General features: G+C 49.7%; 16 protein-coding genes. 9 read left to right on the plus strand and 7 right to left on the minus strand.

What is annotated here, in order from left to right:
• Window positions 1-371: 371 nt before the first annotated feature.
• The 4 genes from ACJJII_RS04660 to ACJJII_RS04675 all read right to left on the minus strand — a co-directional run bounded on the left by ACJJII_RS04660 (window position 372) and on the right by ACJJII_RS04675 (window position 4518).
• Window positions 372-989 (minus strand): hypothetical protein, encoded by a 618-nt coding sequence (locus tag ACJJII_RS04660; RefSeq protein WP_444918463.1) that lies wholly within the window; start codon window positions 987-989, stop codon window positions 372-374.
• 609 nt (window positions 990-1598) lie between these two features.
• Window positions 1599-2054 (minus strand): hypothetical protein, encoded by a 456-nt coding sequence (locus ACJJII_RS04665; protein ID WP_444918464.1) that lies wholly within the window; start codon window positions 2052-2054, stop codon window positions 1599-1601.
• Window positions 2055-2259: 205 nt separating this feature from the next.
• On the minus strand, window positions 2260-3771 hold the full coding sequence (locus ACJJII_RS04670) for an aldehyde dehydrogenase (RefSeq protein ID WP_444918465.1): 1512 nt from the start codon (window positions 3769-3771) through the stop codon (window positions 2260-2262).
• Between the two features lie 84 nt (window positions 3772-3855).
• Complete coding sequence (locus tag ACJJII_RS04675) at window positions 3856-4518, minus strand: fumarylacetoacetate hydrolase family protein (RefSeq protein ID WP_444918466.1); 663 nt, start codon at window positions 4516-4518, stop codon at window positions 3856-3858.
• Between the two features lie 150 nt (window positions 4519-4668).
• Here ACJJII_RS04675 and serA point away from each other — a divergent pair, with 150 nt between their 5' ends.
• The 8 genes from serA (at window position 4669) to ACJJII_RS04715 (ending at window position 12449) form a co-directional block, all read left to right on the plus strand.
• A complete protein-coding gene (gene serA, locus ACJJII_RS04680; protein WP_444918467.1) occupies window positions 4669-5916 on the plus strand; it encodes a phosphoglycerate dehydrogenase in 1248 nt (415 codons plus the stop codon).
• 200 nt (window positions 5917-6116) lie between these two features.
• On the plus strand, window positions 6117-7025 hold the full coding sequence (gene rarD / locus ACJJII_RS04685; protein ID WP_444918468.1) for an EamA family transporter RarD: 909 nt from the start codon (window positions 6117-6119) through the stop codon (window positions 7023-7025).
• Window positions 7026-7076: 51 nt separating this feature from the next.
• Window positions 7077-8153, plus strand: a complete 1077-nt coding sequence (locus tag ACJJII_RS04690; RefSeq protein WP_444918469.1) for a sensor histidine kinase — start codon at window positions 7077-7079, stop codon at window positions 8151-8153.
• Window positions 8150-8932 (plus strand): LytR/AlgR family response regulator transcription factor, encoded by a 783-nt coding sequence (locus ACJJII_RS04695; RefSeq protein ID WP_444918470.1) that lies wholly within the window; start codon window positions 8150-8152, stop codon window positions 8930-8932. The genes ACJJII_RS04690 and ACJJII_RS04695 overlap by 4 nt, the downstream gene beginning before the upstream one ends.
• 138 nt (window positions 8933-9070) lie before the next feature.
• Window positions 9071-9520 carry a cupin domain-containing protein gene (locus tag ACJJII_RS04700; RefSeq protein ID WP_444892261.1) on the plus strand — a complete coding sequence of 150 codons (450 nt, stop codon included), beginning with the start codon at window positions 9071-9073 and terminating at the stop codon, window positions 9518-9520.
• A 147-nt stretch (window positions 9521-9667) separates the two neighbouring features.
• Window positions 9668-10840 (plus strand): MBL fold metallo-hydrolase, encoded by a 1173-nt coding sequence (locus ACJJII_RS04705; RefSeq protein ID WP_444918471.1) that lies wholly within the window; start codon window positions 9668-9670, stop codon window positions 10838-10840.
• A gap of 440 nt (window positions 10841-11280) precedes the next feature.
• Complete coding sequence (locus ACJJII_RS04710) at window positions 11281-12012, plus strand: DUF4386 domain-containing protein (protein WP_444918472.1); 732 nt, start codon at window positions 11281-11283, stop codon at window positions 12010-12012.
• On the plus strand, window positions 12009-12449 hold the full coding sequence (locus ACJJII_RS04715; protein ID WP_444918473.1) for a DUF6326 family protein: 441 nt from the start codon (window positions 12009-12011) through the stop codon (window positions 12447-12449). Before ACJJII_RS04710 ends, ACJJII_RS04715 begins: the two co-directional genes overlap by 4 nt.
• 201 nt (window positions 12450-12650) lie before the next feature.
• Here ACJJII_RS04715 and ACJJII_RS04720 read toward each other — a convergent pair whose 3' ends face one another.
• The 3 genes from ACJJII_RS04720 to ACJJII_RS04730 form a co-directional block, all read right to left on the minus strand.
• Window positions 12651-13634 carry an alpha/beta hydrolase gene (locus tag ACJJII_RS04720; protein ID WP_444918474.1) on the minus strand — a complete coding sequence of 328 codons (984 nt, stop codon included), beginning with the start codon at window positions 13632-13634 and terminating at the stop codon, window positions 12651-12653.
• 115 nt (window positions 13635-13749) lie between these two features.
• Window positions 13750-14814 carry a class II fructose-bisphosphate aldolase gene (fba, locus tag ACJJII_RS04725; RefSeq protein ID WP_282930878.1) on the minus strand — a complete coding sequence of 355 codons (1065 nt, stop codon included), beginning with the start codon at window positions 14812-14814 and terminating at the stop codon, window positions 13750-13752.
• An 89-nt stretch (window positions 14815-14903) separates the two neighbouring features.
• The gene (locus ACJJII_RS04730) at window positions 14904-16067 is read right to left on the minus strand and encodes a phosphoglycerate kinase (RefSeq protein ID WP_444918475.1); all 1164 of its coding nucleotides are present in this window, start codon (window positions 16065-16067) and stop codon (window positions 14904-14906) included.
• 589 nt (window positions 16068-16656) lie between these two features.
• Here ACJJII_RS04730 and ACJJII_RS04735 point away from each other — a divergent pair.
• The gene (locus tag ACJJII_RS04735; RefSeq protein ID WP_413663658.1) at window positions 16657-17055 is read left to right on the plus strand and encodes a globin; all 399 of its coding nucleotides are present in this window, start codon (window positions 16657-16659) and stop codon (window positions 17053-17055) included.
• Window positions 17056-17126 lie beyond the last annotated feature (71 nt).

Consider the following 17126-nt stretch of genomic DNA (forward strand, 5'->3'; position numbering starts at 1 on the left):
AAGTGACTTACTTACCGCCGCTACCAGCGCTGCATAAAATTACCAATGGTATGACGGTATCATCGCCAAAATAGTTATTTCCCCCAACAGAGCCGGCATATATCGCTGGACATAGAGTGGGCGCGCCCCTGCTTATTTGGCATTCCCATATTAACCAGGTATGCCGCTTTCTCTTGAAACAATACTTCCCGCAGTTTTAGCCGGGTGACTTTGGAACTTACATCCCCACTCGTTACTTATCACCAGTCTGGCGCAGCTCCAGGCTGGTGATAAATTAGGTTTCGCTGTGATTCTATTCCTACAAGCTCAAGATTCCAGCGTTCTAAAACTGGCCGGAGTGTTGTTAGAGCTGCACATAAAAAAATGGGTTATTAGTGCTTCTCTTTAAATCCTTTCTTGAGGCCTGGCGGCAGGTCAAAGTATTTCTGGGGGCCCTCACCAACTACGTTAGCCTCACGTGCACCTTCTGCTCCAGTCTCACTGCGCTTCACTTTAAATTTTGTCGTCATCTCCTTCGGTTGGGTGTAGTAATTCTTGGGGCGCTCACCAACTACCTTAGCCACAAGTGCACCTTTTGCTCCAGCCTCACTAGAATCGACAGTCTCAGCTTTCGGGATATTAGTTCCGGAAGCTTCTTCAGTTACAAGTTTTGCAACTGAATAACCAGCGTCATCCGCATTTGTAAACTCTGCCTCAGGGATATCATCAGATACATCCGCAGGATTGCCAGCGTCGCCAGGTTGCTCAACCAAGGGGTGGGAGCCAGGCGTTCGCGGCGCAAAGCCGGGCACTATACGTGCAGGTGTGGGCGTTTCCCCCCTCTGCTGAGTAAAGCCCAACTTCTTGGCAAGTACCTGCCTTCCCTTCGCGAGCATCGCTCCTATTCTTCCGAGCCGGGCCTTGCCTCTATCCCGTTGATTTTCAACCCCTCCAGCTCGCTCTTGCCGAATAGCCGCGCTAGAGCCATTAAGCTTTACGCCATCGCTCATTCTTATCCTCCTATGATCAACTTATAGGTGTACTAAAGGACTGGCTCCGCAGCCCCCAGAGAAATATGTCAGAGCTGTCCAGGCACTGCCTAGTACCTATTAAAAAATTTAATTAAAAGATCTACTCAGCCGCAGCCTAACCTAATTTAACTATCCAGTCTTTCAAGTTTGGCTTTTTCATTTTGAGGCTTAATGATAGATCGTCAATTCACCGCTAAAGAATGCACTCAAATCGGTCCAGGTAGACCCAAGTAACTTATACTGGCAATCCATGTCCAAACAAAGGCGACATATATCACGGACCATACCCCGGCCATGGCCCTGATTATTTGGTATTTATATATTAACCAGATACGCCGCTTTCTTTCAGAGCAATACTTCAAACTGTTTAACCGGGTAATCCTGGAGCTTAGGGCCCTATTGACCATTTATCGATAATTTAAAGTACGTCAGACTTGCAATAAAACGGGCCTCGCTGTGGCTGTAGCCTTATAGCTTGGAATTCCAATTTTCTAAAACTGACTGGAGTGTTATTGAAGCCTCAAACAAAAAATTGGTTATCACTCATTCTTAAATCCCATATTTCTCTTCGCCGGCACCTTGAAGGAATTATTGATTATTAATAGTCCCTGCTTGTGTAGTATTTACTGGAGGATTCTCAGGAACAGGCTCCAAAACAGGAACCTCATCAATGTTAACCGCAGGTGCCGCCACAGGTATAGCCACAGGTATAGCCACAGGTGCAGGTGCAGGTGCAGGTGCAGGTACTGCCACTGGAATCGCACCCTGCGGAGCAGCTGGCAGAATTAAAACAGCCTGCACCAGGGGGATATTATTAAGGGCAGGGGGATGTACATTAGGTGGCTGTATATTTGTAGGTGCAGGAGGCTCATCTCTCCGAGGGGTAAAGCCCAGCCTATTTACAAAAAGCTGTTTCTCATTAGAGCGCATCGATCCTATTCTTCCGAATTGGGTGTTGCCTCCATCCTGTTGATTTGCAACCCGACCGATTCGCTGTTGCTGAATAACAGTGCTGGAACTGCCAACGTATAAGCCACCACTCATTCTTATCTTCCTATGATTTGCCTTGAAGGCCCAGATATATTTTATGGTGTTGTACAGATATTCTTTACAGCCTATTGAACAGGTTCAATAGGCTGTGTTTATTTACTCACAGCCTAACCTTATTCAATAGGCCTGTCTTTCAATTTTTATTTCTTTTTTTTATTTTTTGGGCCTAATTGCAGAGTACCAATACGCCGCTAAAGAACTAACTCAAATCAATCCAGGTGGACTTGAGTTCACAGTACTTATCCAGCGCGTGTAGCGACTTATCGCGGCCGTTTCCAGACTGCTTAAAACCACCGAAGGGTACGGTGATATCACCGCCAAAATAGTTATTGACCCAAACAGAGCCGGCGTATATATCCCGGGCCATACGGTGAGCACGACCCAGGTTATTGGTCCAGATACCCGCCGCCAGGCCGTAGATTGAGTCATTGGCAATGGCGAGTGCTTCTTCCTCTGTCTCGAACTCGATAACAGACAGTACCGGGCCAAAGATTTCTTCACGGGCGATCGTCATGTCAGCGGTGACACCGCGAAATACCGTTGGCTCATAGTAGTAACCGCCTGCTACTTCATCTACCGGTTTGCCGCCGCAAACCAATTGCGCACCCTGCTCCAGGCCCTTGGCCACGTAAAATTCAACCGTATCAAACTGGCTGCGGTCGATCAGGGCACCCATACGGGTATTTGGGTTTTGCGGATGCCCGGGCTTAAAGCACTCTGCCGCTTTAGCCACCTTTTGAATAAATTCATCGGCAATAGATTTTTCAACCAGCAGACGCGATCCGGCGGTACAGGTCTCCCCCTGGTTGTAGAAAATGGCCAGGGCCGCTGCTTCTGCCGCCTTATCCAGATCTGCATCAGCAAATACAATATTCGGGCTTTTACCGCCGAGCTCAAGGAAAGTACGCTTGAGGTTGGACTGACCTGAGTACTCGGTCAGGGTTTTGCCTACTTCGGTGGAGCCTGTAAAGGTCAGGCAATCGATATCCATATGCAGGCCCAAGGCCTTGCCCAAGCTACTTCCCGGTCCCGGTAGTACATTTAACACGCCATCGGGCAGGCCCGCTTCCTTAGCCAGGCCCGCCAGCTTAATCGCTGTCAGCGGTGTGTTAGACGCGGGCTTCAGGATAACGCTGTTGCCGGTGGCCAGGGCCGGCCCCAGTTTCCAGGCGGTGGTGGATAAAGGGAAGTTCCAGGGCACAATGGCGGCCACCACCCCCAGGGGCATACGGGTAACCAAGCCCAGCTCACCGGGGCCGGTCGGGGCCACTTCATCGTAAATCTTGTCGATTGCTTCACCGCTCCAGCGAATCGTAGTGGCCGCTCCAGGGACATCCACAGCCATGGTATCGCCAATCGGCTTACCCGCATCGAGGCTCTCGAGCAGGGCAATTTCCACCAGATTCTCTTCAATCAGCTCTGCAAAGCGCACCATAATTTTTTTGCGCTGCATTGGCGGCATTTTCGACCAAACGCCAGACTCGAAGGTTTCCCGAGCCACCTTTACCACCAAGTCCGCGTCATTTGGACCGCAACTGGCAATTTGCGCCAGCTCTTCACCATTTGCGGGATTAAAAGTGGCGCGAGTTTCACCGGAGAGGGCATCGACATAGCTGCCATTGATAAAGGCACGCCCCTCGATCTTCAGTGAGGCCGCCAGAGCCTGCCATTCCTGCAGGTTTTGGGGGACATTATTTTTTTTCGCTGACATGACACACCTCATTTAATTTGGAGATAGTTTTCCCGGTTATATCGAAAATGTGATCACAAATCAAAGGGCTGAAGTCATTCTAAATTAAGCTACCTGCGTTTCCACACGCAGCCAATCATCTTCCAACTGCATCGCCAGATTATCGCCGTGGTGTAATTCGCCCACTCCCGCCGGTGTGCCCGTCAAAACCACATCACCGGGTTCGAGCGTAAAGTAACTGCTGACATAGGCCACCAGATCGAGAATTGGTGTCAGCATATTTTCGGTTTTACCCTGCTGGCGCAGTTCACCGTTCAGCCACAGGGAATAGCTGAGCTTGTCCCAGTCCGGCAACCAATCAAGTTTCACAAAGGGAGAAAGAGGGCATGACTTATCGAACCCCTTGGCCTTTTCCCAAGGATGTCCTGCTTTTTTCAGCTTCGCTTGGAGGTCGCGCAAAGTTAAATCCAGGGAGAGGCCCAAGCCAGCAATGGCCCCAGGAACTTCTGCCACGTTGGCATTACTCAAGCGCTTACCAATCAACAGGGCAAGCTCCCCTTCAAAGTGGCAACTGCCGCGCCCCGCTGGTAAATGGATGGTTTCTACCATAGGTACCGCGGCTGTTGCCGGCTTGATAAATAGCAGGGGTTCTTCTGGCACCGGATTATTTAACTCCGCCGCGTGGTCTGCGTAATTGCGCCCCACACAGACAACCTTCCCCAAACCAAACGGTACTTCACTGCCACAGGTAAATTGATGTTGGTACATAGATAAACAAGATAGTTAGGATAGAAATTTCGAATAAAGCCTTGGAGGCTGCATGTGCTATGATCGCGCCTTCGCCAAAATTGCGGCACCCCCGAAGAAGTGATCTAAGCACTTTGCACCTGTTATTCGCACTCAGTGAAGAGATAGTTTATGGCTCCGCACAGTTCCGATCAAAAGAAGTCCCTGCAAAAAGATAAAATCCGCATCCTGTTGCTGGAAGGCGTACACCAGTCCGCCGTCGACTTACTCAGCTCCCGAGGCTACACCAATGTGGAGTACCTCAAGACCTCCCTGCCTGAAGATCAATTGATCGAGAAAATTGCCGATGCGCACTTTATCGGTATCCGCTCGCGTACCCAGTTAACCCGCAAAGTGTTGGAACATGCGTACAAACTGGTAGCCGTAGGCTGTTTTTGCATCGGCACCAATCAGGTGGATTTACAGGCGGCGACGGAACTGGGTATCGCGGTATTTAATGCGCCCTACTCCAACACTCGCAGCGTTGCCGAGCTGATTATTGCCGAAACTATTTTTATGCTGCGCGGTATTCCAGAGAAAAATGCTGTGTGTCATCGCGGCGGCTGGCAGAAGTCAGCGGTGGGCTCATACGAGGCCCGTGGCAAAACCCTGGGCATTATCGGCTACGGTGCTATCGGCTCCCAGGTTTCTGTTATGGCCGAAGCTATCGGGATGCGAGTCAGATTCTACGATGTGATTACCAAGTTGCCGCTGGGCAATGCCACCCAAGTAAACTCACTTCCGGAATTGTTGGCGGAATCCGATGTGGTCTCCCTGCATGTACCAGAGTTGCCTTCCACCAAAATGATGATGGGCACCGAGCAGATCGCGCAGATGAAGCCCGGCAGTATTCTCCTCAACGCCTCTCGCGGCACAGTGGTAGATATTGATGCCCTGGCAGAAGCACTGAAGAGCAATCACCTGGCCGGTGCGGCGATCGATGTCTTCCCGGTTGAGCCCCGTGGCAACAGCGACGAATTCGTCTCTCCCCTACGCGGAATCGACAAGGCGCTGCTGACCCCTCACGTAGGTGGCTCCACTGTGGAGGCCCAGGAAAATATCGGTACAGAAGTATCGGAGAAACTCGCTCACTACTCCGATAACGGCACCACCACCAGCTCTGTGAACTTCCCGGAAGTGGCACTGCCCGGTCACCTGGATACCCACCGCCTGCTGCATATTCACAAGAATGTGCCCGGTGTACTGAGCGCTATCAACCAGGTGTTCTCAGAAAATGCCATCAATATCTCCGCACAGTTCCTGCAAACCAATGAGACAGTGGGCTATGTAGTGATCGATGTGGACGCAGAGTATTCTGATCTGGCACTGGAAAAATTGAAGAGTATCCCCGGCACCCTGCGCTGCCGCGTGCTTTTCTAAGCCTTTTGGTCGTTGGCGGGTACCCACAAATACCCGCCAATGACACGCCAATCGGAGCCTTCCTCGCGGTAAAAAAGATTGATCCCCCCCGGCCACCGCTTCTACAATGGCCAAACCTATTCTTTTGCTTCAGGCCCAGGTGACCACATCCACGTGCCACCCCTGAACCAAAGCCAGAGTTATCCACAGCAGGTGCTTCCTTGCGTAGTAATGATTCCGCCTCAACCGGCCTTCTCGCCGGGATTTCCGCCTTCCTCATTTGGGGGCTGGCGCCACTGTACTTCAACAAATTACGGGATATTCCCGCTGCGGAAATCCTTGCCCACCGCAGTATCTGGTCGCTGGTGCTCGCTATTGGTATTCTGCTGATTGTACGCAAAATGCCGGACTTTCTGGCCACCCTGCGCGATGGCAAGAAGATGCGGATGCTGGCCCTGACCACGGTATTGATCGGCAGTAACTGGCTGGTGTTTATCTGGGCGATCAATAACGGCCATTTGCTCAATGGCAGCCTGGGTTACTACATCAATCCACTGATCAATATTTTGCTGGGGGTCCTGTTCCTGGGTGAGAAACTGCGGCGACTGCAATGGATCGCTGTAGCGCTGGCAGCTACCGGCATTGCCTATGAGCTGTGGCAGTTTGGTCACGTACCGATTATAGCCCTGTGCCTGGCCTTCTCCTTTGCCCTATACGGTTTGGCCCGCAAGAAAGCCCCAGTGGAAAGCCTTACCGGCCTCGCGGTGGAAACTCTCTTTATATTGCCAGTGGCCTTGATCTACCTGTTTTGGAGCGACAGCCCCACCAGTAATTTGCTGAATAACAGCCTGGAGTTAAACAGCCTGCTACTCTTTGCCGGCCCCATTACCCTGGTTCCCCTGCTGCTGTTCACGATCGCCGCGCGCAGGCTCAACTTATCCACACTGGGCTTCCTGCAATACATCGGCCCCACACTGATGCTGGTGGTCGCCACCCAGGTATTGGGCGAGTCTTTCAGCGAAGAAAAGCTCACCACCTTTATGTTTGTCTGGCTGGGGCTAGCACTCTACTCTATCGATGCGCTAGCACAGCGGAGAAAGCTGCATCTACAAGGTAAGGCAGCGCTTTAACGGTAAAACCTGTGTAAGAATGGCCGCCTAAATTAACCGAAGGCGGCCATCATGAATTACTCGCCGACAGCCAACCCACCTCAAGTGCGACTGCTACCCAGCAGGCAGCGGTCGCTGACTGTTTTACTCGCTACTCTGCTTTGGACCCTGCTACTCAGCTTCGGCTGGAAAGGTGCTTATACAGAGCTCCTACTGCAAACCAGCACAGCTGCCATATCAGCACTGGTTACTTTTTGCCTGTTCGAGCAATGGCCGCGCAACTTGCCTCAACGATTACCTCGCTGGGTAATACAGGTGGTGGGTGTGGCAATCTCTATTCCACTGACATTGCTGATCCTGTCCCCTGCCTTGACAGAACCGGGGGCACTTCCACTTTGGCAGGACCACAGCCGACACTGGAGTTTTCTCCTGATAGCGGTGACCGGCATGTTATTCGGGCCCTGGCTCGCTATGTCTGCGCTGTTGCGCCAGCGGGATATTGCTGTGCGAGAGCAGGCGCAACTTTTTGAACGGCAGCGGGGTGCCCTGGAGCACCAGGCGCTCAATGCTCGGCTGCGTTTATTGCAATCCCAGGTGGCCCCACACTTCTTATTTAATACACTCGCCAATGTGCAAGAGCTGGTAGAGTCTTCATCCCCTCAGGCACCCGCACTACTGAACAACCTGGTTGCCTACCTGCGCGCCGTAGTACCGAAACTTGAGTCGGAGCAAAGTACCGTCGAGCAAGAGCTAACTCTGGTGCAGGCTTACCTGGGCCTGATGCAAATGCGTATGCCGGATCGCCTGGAATTTTCTATCAAGGCTGGTGAGGAGGTGCGAAGTCAGTCTTGCCTGCCCATGTCTCTGATGTCACTGGTTGAAAATGCCGTCCGCCATGGCATAGACCCCAGTGAGGAAGGGGGACGTATTGATATTGCAATAAAGCTGGAACGGGGCCTCTGTATTGCCACCGTCACCGATAGCGGTATCGGCATCCAGGACAATTCCAATAGTCTCGGGACAGGGTTGGCAACTTTGAGGGCGCGGCTACAACTGACCTATGGCGATAGTGCAGGCTTGCGTTTGATCGACCAACAGCCCACAGGTCTTTGTGCCGAATTGCTATTCCCTGCCGAGGAGCAAATATGAGTGCCACGCCCACCACCGCCCTAGTAGCTGACGACGAACCACTGCTGCGCCAGTCTTTGGTCCGCAAACTCAAAAGTGTTTGGCCGGAGCTGAAGGTTGTTGCGGAGGCCCGCAATGGTCGTGAAGCCGTAGAACTATTTGAAGAAAAGCAGCCCGATATCTGTTTTCTGGATATCCATATGCCGGGTAAGTCCGGTATTGAGGCAGCCCAGAGTATCGGGCGTCGGGCCCATTTAGTTTTCGTTACCGCATACGACAACTACGCCGTGGAAGCTTTTAGGCAGGGTGCACTGGACTACCTGGTAAAACCGGTAGAGATTGAGCGGCTCGCCGATACCGCCGAGCGGCTTAGGGAAAGGCTCAGCAGTTGCAAACCCGTCAATCATCAGCAGGAGTTACTCGAGCAATTAGCGAGACAACTTCAATCCAAGGGAGACAAACCATACCTGCGCTGGATTCGCGCTTCCATAGGCCAGCAATTGCGGATGATACCGGTAGAAGATGTGCACTATTTGCGTTCAGGTGAGAAGTATACCCTGGTAGCCTGGAGCGAATCCGGCAACAACAATCTGGAGGCCTGTATTCGCACACCATTAAAGGATCTAACCCACCAACTTGACCCCGAACTCTTTGCCCAGGTTCATCGCTCTGTTGTCGTCAATTTAAAGGCCGTCCGCCATGTAATAAGGGACGGAGATACCGCGCAAATTACCTTGCTAAATAGGGAGGAAATACTCCCCGTAAGCCGGCGTTACTTGCATCTATTCCGCCAAATGTAATCAGTTTGTCAGTAGGGGGCATTTAAAAGCCAATTTTTTCTCCGATGTAGGTCCGTAGAGATTTTCCCGAATTTATTGGACAGCATTAATTCTTGAACGAGAATTACATAAATCTCCATAAGATTGCCGGAAAGTTCAATGAGCCGCCACTTCCTTTTCCTTGCCATTCTGACACTTGCATTTATCTCGGAAAATATATTTGGCCAGGACAAAACCAACGACGTAAAGTTTGAAACACTAGTTTCCTCTACAAAGGACTGGGAAGGACATTCCCTACCAAAAGTGAAACCGGGGCAACCGGAATTAACGATTGTTAGCGTTACTATTCCGGTGGGTGAACAGATGCCCGTACACAAGCATCCAGTGCTAAATGGTGTTTATGTAGCAGAGGGCACTTTAACCATTGTACTCCCAGGACAGAAGGAAACGCTTACTCTGGGGGCAGGTAAGGCATTTATCGAAGTTACCGATAAATGGCATTATGGGCGCAATGATGGTGATACTCCGGTAACTATTATTCTCTTTTACTCGGGCCTGGAAGGACAGCCAACCACCATCTATAAAAATCCTGATGACAAACTAAGTTAATAGCAGCCTAAATCCTGATACTTTACAAGGCATGAGTCCACGTCATCTACAGACTTGACCAAAATTTTTAATCATCTTTTTGTACGTTTAAAAATGTCTGCATATCCTTGGTATGTATTTTCCGCACCGACTGGAATCTATAAAACCATGCGACTGATCGTTGATATGTTTGCCACTCTTGCCCTCGGGGTGTTCTTTGCGATTTCAAGCCTGGCCGAGCAGCCTGAATCTCTGAAGCGTTACCCACCTTATGTGGAAGATGATGGCAAAATGCACATCTACTTTTGTGGAACTGGCACGCCAGATCCAGCCTATCAATACTTGCGCCATCCCGCCTGCGTTGCTATTCGCAGCAGTGGGAAATTATTCCTCGTCGATGCCGGCGAAGGAGCTACAGCAAGAATTGGCCAGCTCGGCCTTAATCTCGCCCAGCTGGACCCCATTTTTATTACCCACTGGCACTCGGATCACTTTGGTGGTTTGGCCATGGTGATCAACGAGTCCTGGTTTGTTGGTGCCGACTCCCCTATTAATGTCTACGGACCCTACGGCATCCATCGCATTTTGGATGGAATTAACAAGAGTTTTGGGCCGGACATCCTTTTTCGATCGGCAAATAGGCAGGGAATTCTCGATCCAGTCCTAGCGGTCGCCACTCCCCACCTAGTGAATATTGCCGGGGATCAAAGCGAGGTCGTACAAGATGTGTGGCACCACAGGGATACTTATGTCTCTGTGTTTGCCGTACATCACGAACCGGTTTTTCCCGCATTTGGTTACGAGATACGTTTTGGCCCCTGTAAAGTCATCATTACTGGTGATACCCATGTTTTCGATGCGCTAGAGCCAATTGAACGGGATGCCGATCTACTGATTTCTGAGGCTCTCAGCTATGCCCAATACATCAGCAAGCTGAAGCAAACCGGGGATAACCGTCGCGCTCGTTTGCGATATGAGAAGGCAAATCAAATTATCCACTACCATTCCAATACTCTGGACATTGCCAAGATGGCAACCAAAGCGGGAGTAAAATCGGTTGCCTTAACACACCTAATACCACCCCCCGTTACTGAAGCTGACAAGATCGGCTTTATTAAGGGAATGCGTAAATTCTATTCGGGCCCAATTCGGGTAATGGATGACCTGGATGAAATTGTGCTATCGGACAATGGACAGGGTACCTGTAAGGTTGAATACCCTACTAACAGAGTTCCCACAAGTGCAAAACAGACTTCGGAGAAAAGTGATAAACCCCGCAAGAAGCCAGCCTCCACACCGAGTCCCTCCGAATCCAAGAAAGCCAGTCAACAACCCGATTAACAGCAGGCTAAACAGTGTGAGCCGCATACAGTTGGCGGCTCAAAAATCTTCTGGATGGCCATACCATCCCAAATCACTTATCTCACTATTCCGCACTTCAAACCACGCTTTCCGCAGCCTATGCCTAGCTGGGTAGCGCACAACTCAATATTCCAATAGGTTTCTTTGCATACAGTGACTCTAAAGAGACCACCATGGCGTCAATAGCTAGTACCCCACACCCAATAATCGTAGTACCGCTAGAGATACAGAAGCTTTACCTCTATTCACAACAGAACAACACCATAAGTACGTCTTTGGTGACCATATTCTTCTTATGAAATTCTAGCTGATTACCATGGTTGGAAGTTCACCGTAGCACCCTTTATATAGCTACAGCGACTAGGACCTAACCAACTTTTGGCTCTCTATCTGTCAATTTGATTTTACAAGGATATAAAATGACTCAAAAAGAATATGCCAGACTTTCTGGGCTTATTTATTTACTTGTTATATTGCTGGGAATATTTTCTTTAGTATACGTGCCCTCTCAAATTCCCACAGCGTGGGAAAATGCATCTTTAACAGCGCAAAATATCCTGGAATATGAATTTCTATATAGAATAGGAATTTTAGGTGGGATACTTCTCTACATACTGTTTTCAATACTGCCACTAGCTTTATATCGCACATTTGAATCTGTAAATAGAGAATGTGCGTTGTTAATGGTTATTTTTGTCCTCATCAGCATTCCATTTACTCTACTCAATATAGTTAACAAAGTTGATGCTCTCACACTTATTAGCGGAGCAGAATATCTCCTAACTTTTGAAAAAGAACAAATTTATACTCAGGTATTATTGTTATTAAAATCGTATAGTAACGGAATCCAAATCATCCAGGTACTCTGGGGATTATGGTTACTTCCTTTCGGATACCTGGTCTACAAATCAAACTTACTACCAAAAATACTGGGCATACTATTAATGGTAGGATGCCTTAGCTATTTAGTAAGATTCTGCGCAAATATACTTTTCCCTGAATATCAAATCCCCGCTTTTATTAGAGTACCCGCCTCTCTAGGGGAGATCGGAACCTGTCTATGGTTACTAATTATGGGCGTTAGAACCCCACCAACTATTACCGAATCAAATCAAAAGTTATCTACCAGTAAGATCGAGGGAATGTCATGAACGATAAAGACAACTTAAAGAGCACATCGACCAAGCTCACTGACAATCATATAGATGTTAAGATTAAAATAGCCGGGCTATGGGCTTCAGTAGTACTACTTTACATCTATGGGGATTTCTTTGGACTATTTAAGACAGGAAAAATAGATAGAATAATTGAGGGGTTCGGGCCATTTGGAGCGGTCACACAAGAGTCACTACTTGCTGTATCAATCATCGTGTCACTCCCCTGCATTATGGTTGCCCTTACTTTATTACTTAATCCATCTGTCTCTCGCTGGATAAATGTAGTTATATCCTCAGTTTTCATTATTTTCTTATTTGTAACATTTTTAATGTCCACCTGGTATTTCTACTTCTATCTGGGATTTATCGAGATTATTCTCAAATTAGCTATTATTTGGCTGGCTTGGCGCTGGCCACATGAAGAGCATTAATAGAGTTTTTGACCAAAGGAGAAGGAAAGAACATATTGTGCTTGGGCACCGCCGTATAAGGCATGGATGACGCCTCGACCTTATAGTGGAAATTTACAGAGTGTTCATTTCTTCTAACTAAGTAGATTCGCTAAGGCTTTCCGAGTGAAAAGTGCAAGTTAAAACTCTGCGAGTTGAGCGATACAAGTTATCGCTCACAGCCTATTTGGTTAACCACTCATCCATCGCCGCTAATATTTGATGGCGATAAGGTTGGGTTTCGTTAATCATCTGGTGCCGAGCGCCGCGTATCAATACCCGGTGGCAATTGGGAAAACGATTCCGAACAGCATGAAGACCATAACGCCAATCAACGGTTTTATCATCCGTTCCCTGAACCAAAAGGATCGGGCGTGGGTTGCGTGCCGTGCGGGGAAATGTCTGCAACCAATCCACCATCGCCCTGAGCCAGCTCATAGAGATTGATTGAGATTGAAGGGGGTCCCTGAGTGCCTGACGTCGAGAAAACTCCACATCGTGGGTATTAATTGTAAAGGCCCGGCCGGGTTCGCGGATAAACAGACGGCCCACATAATATTTCCAGCGATTTAGCCAAGCCCAGTTTGACGGCCTTACCAAGGGAGCCAACAAAAAGACCTTATCCAGTGGCTGCCAGCGGCTGTATTGCAGATGGGCTAGTAGTGCAGCGCCACCGGTGCTCTGGCCCATTGCATGCCAGGGCCCAGGCAACTTATTTCGCGCAACTTCCAACAGTCCATCAAACGCCTGGCGGTATTGCAGGAAAGTATGGATAGCTACACGCTCACCACTGGATAAACCATGTCCGGGGAAATCAAAAATCACCACATTGAGATCCCGCTCCAGGCCAAAGCGGATTGCCGGACCATAAATACCCGTATGATCAAAATAGCCGTGGCAAATAAACAAAGTGCCCTTGGGATTCTCGACCATCCAATACTGTGAAACCAATTCAAATCCGGCAACTTTAAATGTGCCTACCCCGGTCTTATGGGCTCGGGGAAAATGCAAATCGTAAAAATTACGATAATCCCGCAGCTCTTTGCACAGAGGGGTTTCGTCAGCGCCAAAATCCAGTTCAGGCAACTTCTGACGCAATGCAGAGTAGTCCGGTCGCTTTATTACCGGGCTATTATCGTAGGTGCTGAGGTCTTGCAAAGTATCCATTAGTGCAATGGTACTGCATTTTGGCGGTAGGGGTAGTGATATCGTAGCGGGAAAGACAACCTGAAAAGAAAAAAGGTGGGCATAGAGCCCACCTCTTCGCAACAGTGGATGACCGTTACTTGATTTGCGGCTCCAGCTCACCAGCAGCGTAGCGTTCGCTCATAACATCGAGGCTAACAGGGCGAATCTTGCTGGCATTACCAGCTGTGCCAAACGCCTCATAACGAGCGATACAGATTTCCTTCATCGCTTGCATAGCGGCTTTGTAGAACTTGCGCGGGTCAAACTCAGATGGGTTCTGAGCCAGGAAGCGACGTGTGGCACCAGTCGAGGCCAAGCGCAGGTCGGTATCGATATTGACCTTGCGCACACCGTACTTGATACCTTCACAGATCTGCTCAACAGGAACGCCGTAGGTTTCCGGGATCTCACCACCAAACTCATTGATTACAGCCAGCCACTCCTGGGGTACAGAAGAGGAACCGTGCATTACCAGGTGGGTACCTGGAATACGAGCGTGAATCTCTTTGATACGGTCGATGGCCAGGATGTCCCCGGTGGGCGGACGAGTAAACTTGTAAGCACCGTGACTGGTACCACAGGCAATTGCCAGGGCATCCACCTTGGTCTTCTGTACGAAGTCAGCGGCCTCTTCTGGATCAGTCAGCAGCTGGTCGTGGGACAGCTTGCCCTCAGCGCCAACCCCGTCTTCCTCTCCAGCCATACCGGTTTCCAGGGAACCCAGGCAGCCCAGCTCACCTTCAACAGAAACACCACAGGCGTGGGCCATATCCACCGCGCGCTTGGTGACATCTACGTTGTACTCGTAAGAAGCCGGGGTCTTGCCGTCTTCCTCAAGGGAGCCGTCCATCATCACTGAGCTAAAGCCCAGTTGGATAGAGCGCTGGCAAACGGCGGGGCTGGTGCCGTGATCCTGGTGCATAACTACCGGGATCTCAGGGAACTCCTCAATAGCGGCAAGAATAAGGTGGCGCAGGAAGGGAGCGCCGGCGTACTTGCGGGCGCCCGCAGAGGCTTGAACGATTACTGGAGAATCGGTCTCTTTGGCCGCTTCCATAATCGCACGCATCTGCTCTAGATTGTTTACATTAAATGCAGGTACACCGTAGCCATGCTCTGCGGCATGGTCCAACATTTGGCGCAGGCTGATAAGAGCCATAATTAATTCCTTTCTCGTCTACTCGTAGTATTTGTATTTTTGCTTTTATGACCTGCCTGCAAATTGCGACAGGCCTTATTTTTCGTTATTTAGTCTTGTGCGCGGCTTTCCAGTATAGCGACCGCCGGGAGCTTCTTACCTTCAACATATTCAAGGAAGGCACCGCCACCCGTGGAGATATAGGAAACCTTGTCGGCAATGCCATACTTATCCACAGCTGCCAGGGTGTCGCCGCCACCAGCTATAGAAAACGCTGCGCTCTCGGCAATGGCTTTAGAGAGGTGCTCGGTACCGTTGCCAAACTGGTCAAATTCAAACACACCTACAGGACCATTCCAGATAATGGTTTTCGCACTGCTGAGAATATCTTCCAGTTGCTCGGAGGATTTCGGGCCGATATCAAAGATCATATCGTCTTCAACCACAGCATCGGCACTTTTGGTTTCCGCTGCGGCGGATTCACTGAACTCTTTGCCTGTGACTACATCGGTAGGCACAGGGATATCACACTTCTGCATCAGGGCCTTGGCGGTATCTACCAGATCGTGCTCGCAAAGGGACTTGCCCACTGGCTTGCCGCTGGCTGCCAGGAAGGTATTGGCAATACCACCACCAACAATCAGCTGATCGACTTTGTCAGCCAGGCTTTCGAGTACCGTCAATTTTGTAGAAACTTTGGAACCACCAACAATAGCAACCAGCGGGCGCGCCGGTTCAGCCAAGGCTTTCTCCAGTGCGTCCAGCTCAACAGCCAACAGAGGGCCGGCGCAAGCAACCGGTGCAAATTTAGCCACACCATGGGTGGAAGCCTGGGCCCGGTGGGCAGTACCAAAGGCATCCATCACGAAGATATCGCACAACTGGGCATAGGCCTTTGCCAAAGACTCATCGTCCTTCTTTTCACCACTGTTGAAACGTACATTTTCCAGCAGGGCAACTTCCCCATCGGCCAGCTCAACGCCATCGCGCCACTCTTTGACCAGCGCCACATCACGGCCCAACAGCTCACCCAGGTGTGCAGCTACAGGGGCCAGGGAGAATTCTTCCGCGTACTCCCCCTCTGTAGGGCGCCCCAGGTGGGACATCAACAGCACTTTAGCCCCGGCTTCGATGGCGGCTTTTATCGTCGGTAGTGCCGCGCGAATACGTGCATCGGAAGTTACACGACCGTCCTTAACCGGTACATTCAGGTCCTCACGGATAAGTAAGCGCTTACCAGCGAGATCGAGATCTGCCATCAGTTTGACCGCCATTAGCCAATCCTCTTCTACTTCGATTAACTGAAAAATGTGGGCGGCGATTATATCAACTGGAACCTATCGATGCCGATATTAAAAACAGGGGAATACGTTGTTATAACAGCCAATCTACGCATTATTAGCGCAGTTGTTACTGTCTTCTGGGTCATATAATCAGTTGTAGTCGATGCTTATCGCCCTTGACTTGCGCTGTAAGCGAGCAATCACTCCCATTTAAGATGACACCTGGAGCCAATTTTCAAACAGCTTTATCGCAACGTTAGATTTCCTCACGAGCCTGCCACAATCGCTCCGCTATTTAAGTAGCTATAAGGGTCCATACATATGCTCTGGGGCTCACGATCGGCATCTAGCGATAAGGAGAAAGCTGATTGGAACCCAAAGTGACAATGGCGATTTAGTAATTCGCCGGTTGAGAACTACTTTTTAATTACGCCAGATAACACGCATTTACAGTCAAATTACTCTTCCCGCACCCAAGTTCGATCGATAGAATCGCCGCCCCCCTTCCAAATGCATATTAGTCACAGAGGCCACTTAAAAGTAAAACTGAGAGTGGCCAACATAAGAGGTAACCAAAACGATGCAACCAACGGACAGTGATATCGTTTTTCAAAGCTATGGGCGTTGCTGTAATAAAGAACAATTTTTTGTGGATTTTTATGATCGATTTATGGGAAGTTCTACAGACATTCGTCAGCTCTTTGCCAATACAGATATGAAGGCCCAGCGCCATCTTTTGCGTAACGGCATTATGCAGCTGGTGCTTTATTCACGCGGCATGCCAGACACCAAACTGCGCGCTCTGGGTAAAAGCCACGATCGCAATGGCTATAATATCCGCCCAGAATGGTATCGTCTCTGGCTCGACGCCCTGCTCGCCACCATTAGACAGCACGACGAGGAATACTCACCAGAAGTTGACGCTGCCTGGAATCGAGCGATCCTTCCGGGTATTGAAATCATACGCCAAGCCTACTGAGTCGTACGCCCAAAAAATTACAACTTAAATTTGCTAAGCCCCAAACCAGCCATTTATTATCAGGCTTTCTG

The organism is Microbulbifer maximicatervae (SeqCode), assembly GCF_052467825.1.

What these genes read in the sequence shown, in the direction of transcription:
- ACJJII_RS04700 (WP_444892261.1), top strand. Translation starts at nt 9,071, where the DNA reads ATGAGCCGCCACTTCCTTTTCCTTGCCATTCTGACACTTGCATTTATC.
- ACJJII_RS04705 (WP_444918471.1), top strand. Translation starts at nt 9,668, where the DNA reads ATGCGACTGATCGTTGATATGTTTGCCACTCTTGCCCTCGGGGTGTTC.
- ACJJII_RS04720 (WP_444918474.1), bottom strand. Translation starts at nt 13,634, where the DNA reads ATGGATACTTTGCAAGACCTCAGCACCTACGATAATAGCCCGGTAATA.
- serA (WP_444918467.1), top strand. Translation starts at nt 4,669, where the DNA reads ATGGCTCCGCACAGTTCCGATCAAAAGAAGTCCCTGCAAAAAGATAAA.
- ACJJII_RS04735 (WP_413663658.1), top strand. Translation starts at nt 16,657, where the DNA reads ATGCAACCAACGGACAGTGATATCGTTTTTCAAAGCTATGGGCGTTGC.
- fba (WP_282930878.1), bottom strand. Translation starts at nt 14,814, where the DNA reads ATGGCTCTTATCAGCCTGCGCCAAATGTTGGACCATGCCGCAGAGCAT.
- ACJJII_RS04715 (WP_444918473.1), top strand. Translation starts at nt 12,009, where the DNA reads ATGAACGATAAAGACAACTTAAAGAGCACATCGACCAAGCTCACTGAC.
- ACJJII_RS04675 (WP_444918466.1), bottom strand. Translation starts at nt 4,518, where the DNA reads ATGTACCAACATCAATTTACCTGTGGCAGTGAAGTACCGTTTGGTTTG.
- ACJJII_RS04695 (WP_444918470.1), top strand. Translation starts at nt 8,150, where the DNA reads ATGAGTGCCACGCCCACCACCGCCCTAGTAGCTGACGACGAACCACTG.
- ACJJII_RS04730 (WP_444918475.1), bottom strand. Translation starts at nt 16,067, where the DNA reads ATGGCGGTCAAACTGATGGCAGATCTCGATCTCGCTGGTAAGCGCTTA.
- ACJJII_RS04660 (WP_444918463.1), bottom strand. Translation starts at nt 989, where the DNA reads ATGAGCGATGGCGTAAAGCTTAATGGCTCTAGCGCGGCTATTCGGCAA.
- ACJJII_RS04710 (WP_444918472.1), top strand. Translation starts at nt 11,281, where the DNA reads ATGACTCAAAAAGAATATGCCAGACTTTCTGGGCTTATTTATTTACTT.
- ACJJII_RS04670 (WP_444918465.1), bottom strand. Translation starts at nt 3,771, where the DNA reads ATGTCAGCGAAAAAAAATAATGTCCCCCAAAACCTGCAGGAATGGCAG.
- ACJJII_RS04665 (WP_444918464.1), bottom strand. Translation starts at nt 2,054, where the DNA reads ATGAGTGGTGGCTTATACGTTGGCAGTTCCAGCACTGTTATTCAGCAA.
- ACJJII_RS04690 (WP_444918469.1), top strand. Translation starts at nt 7,077, where the DNA reads ATGAATTACTCGCCGACAGCCAACCCACCTCAAGTGCGACTGCTACCC.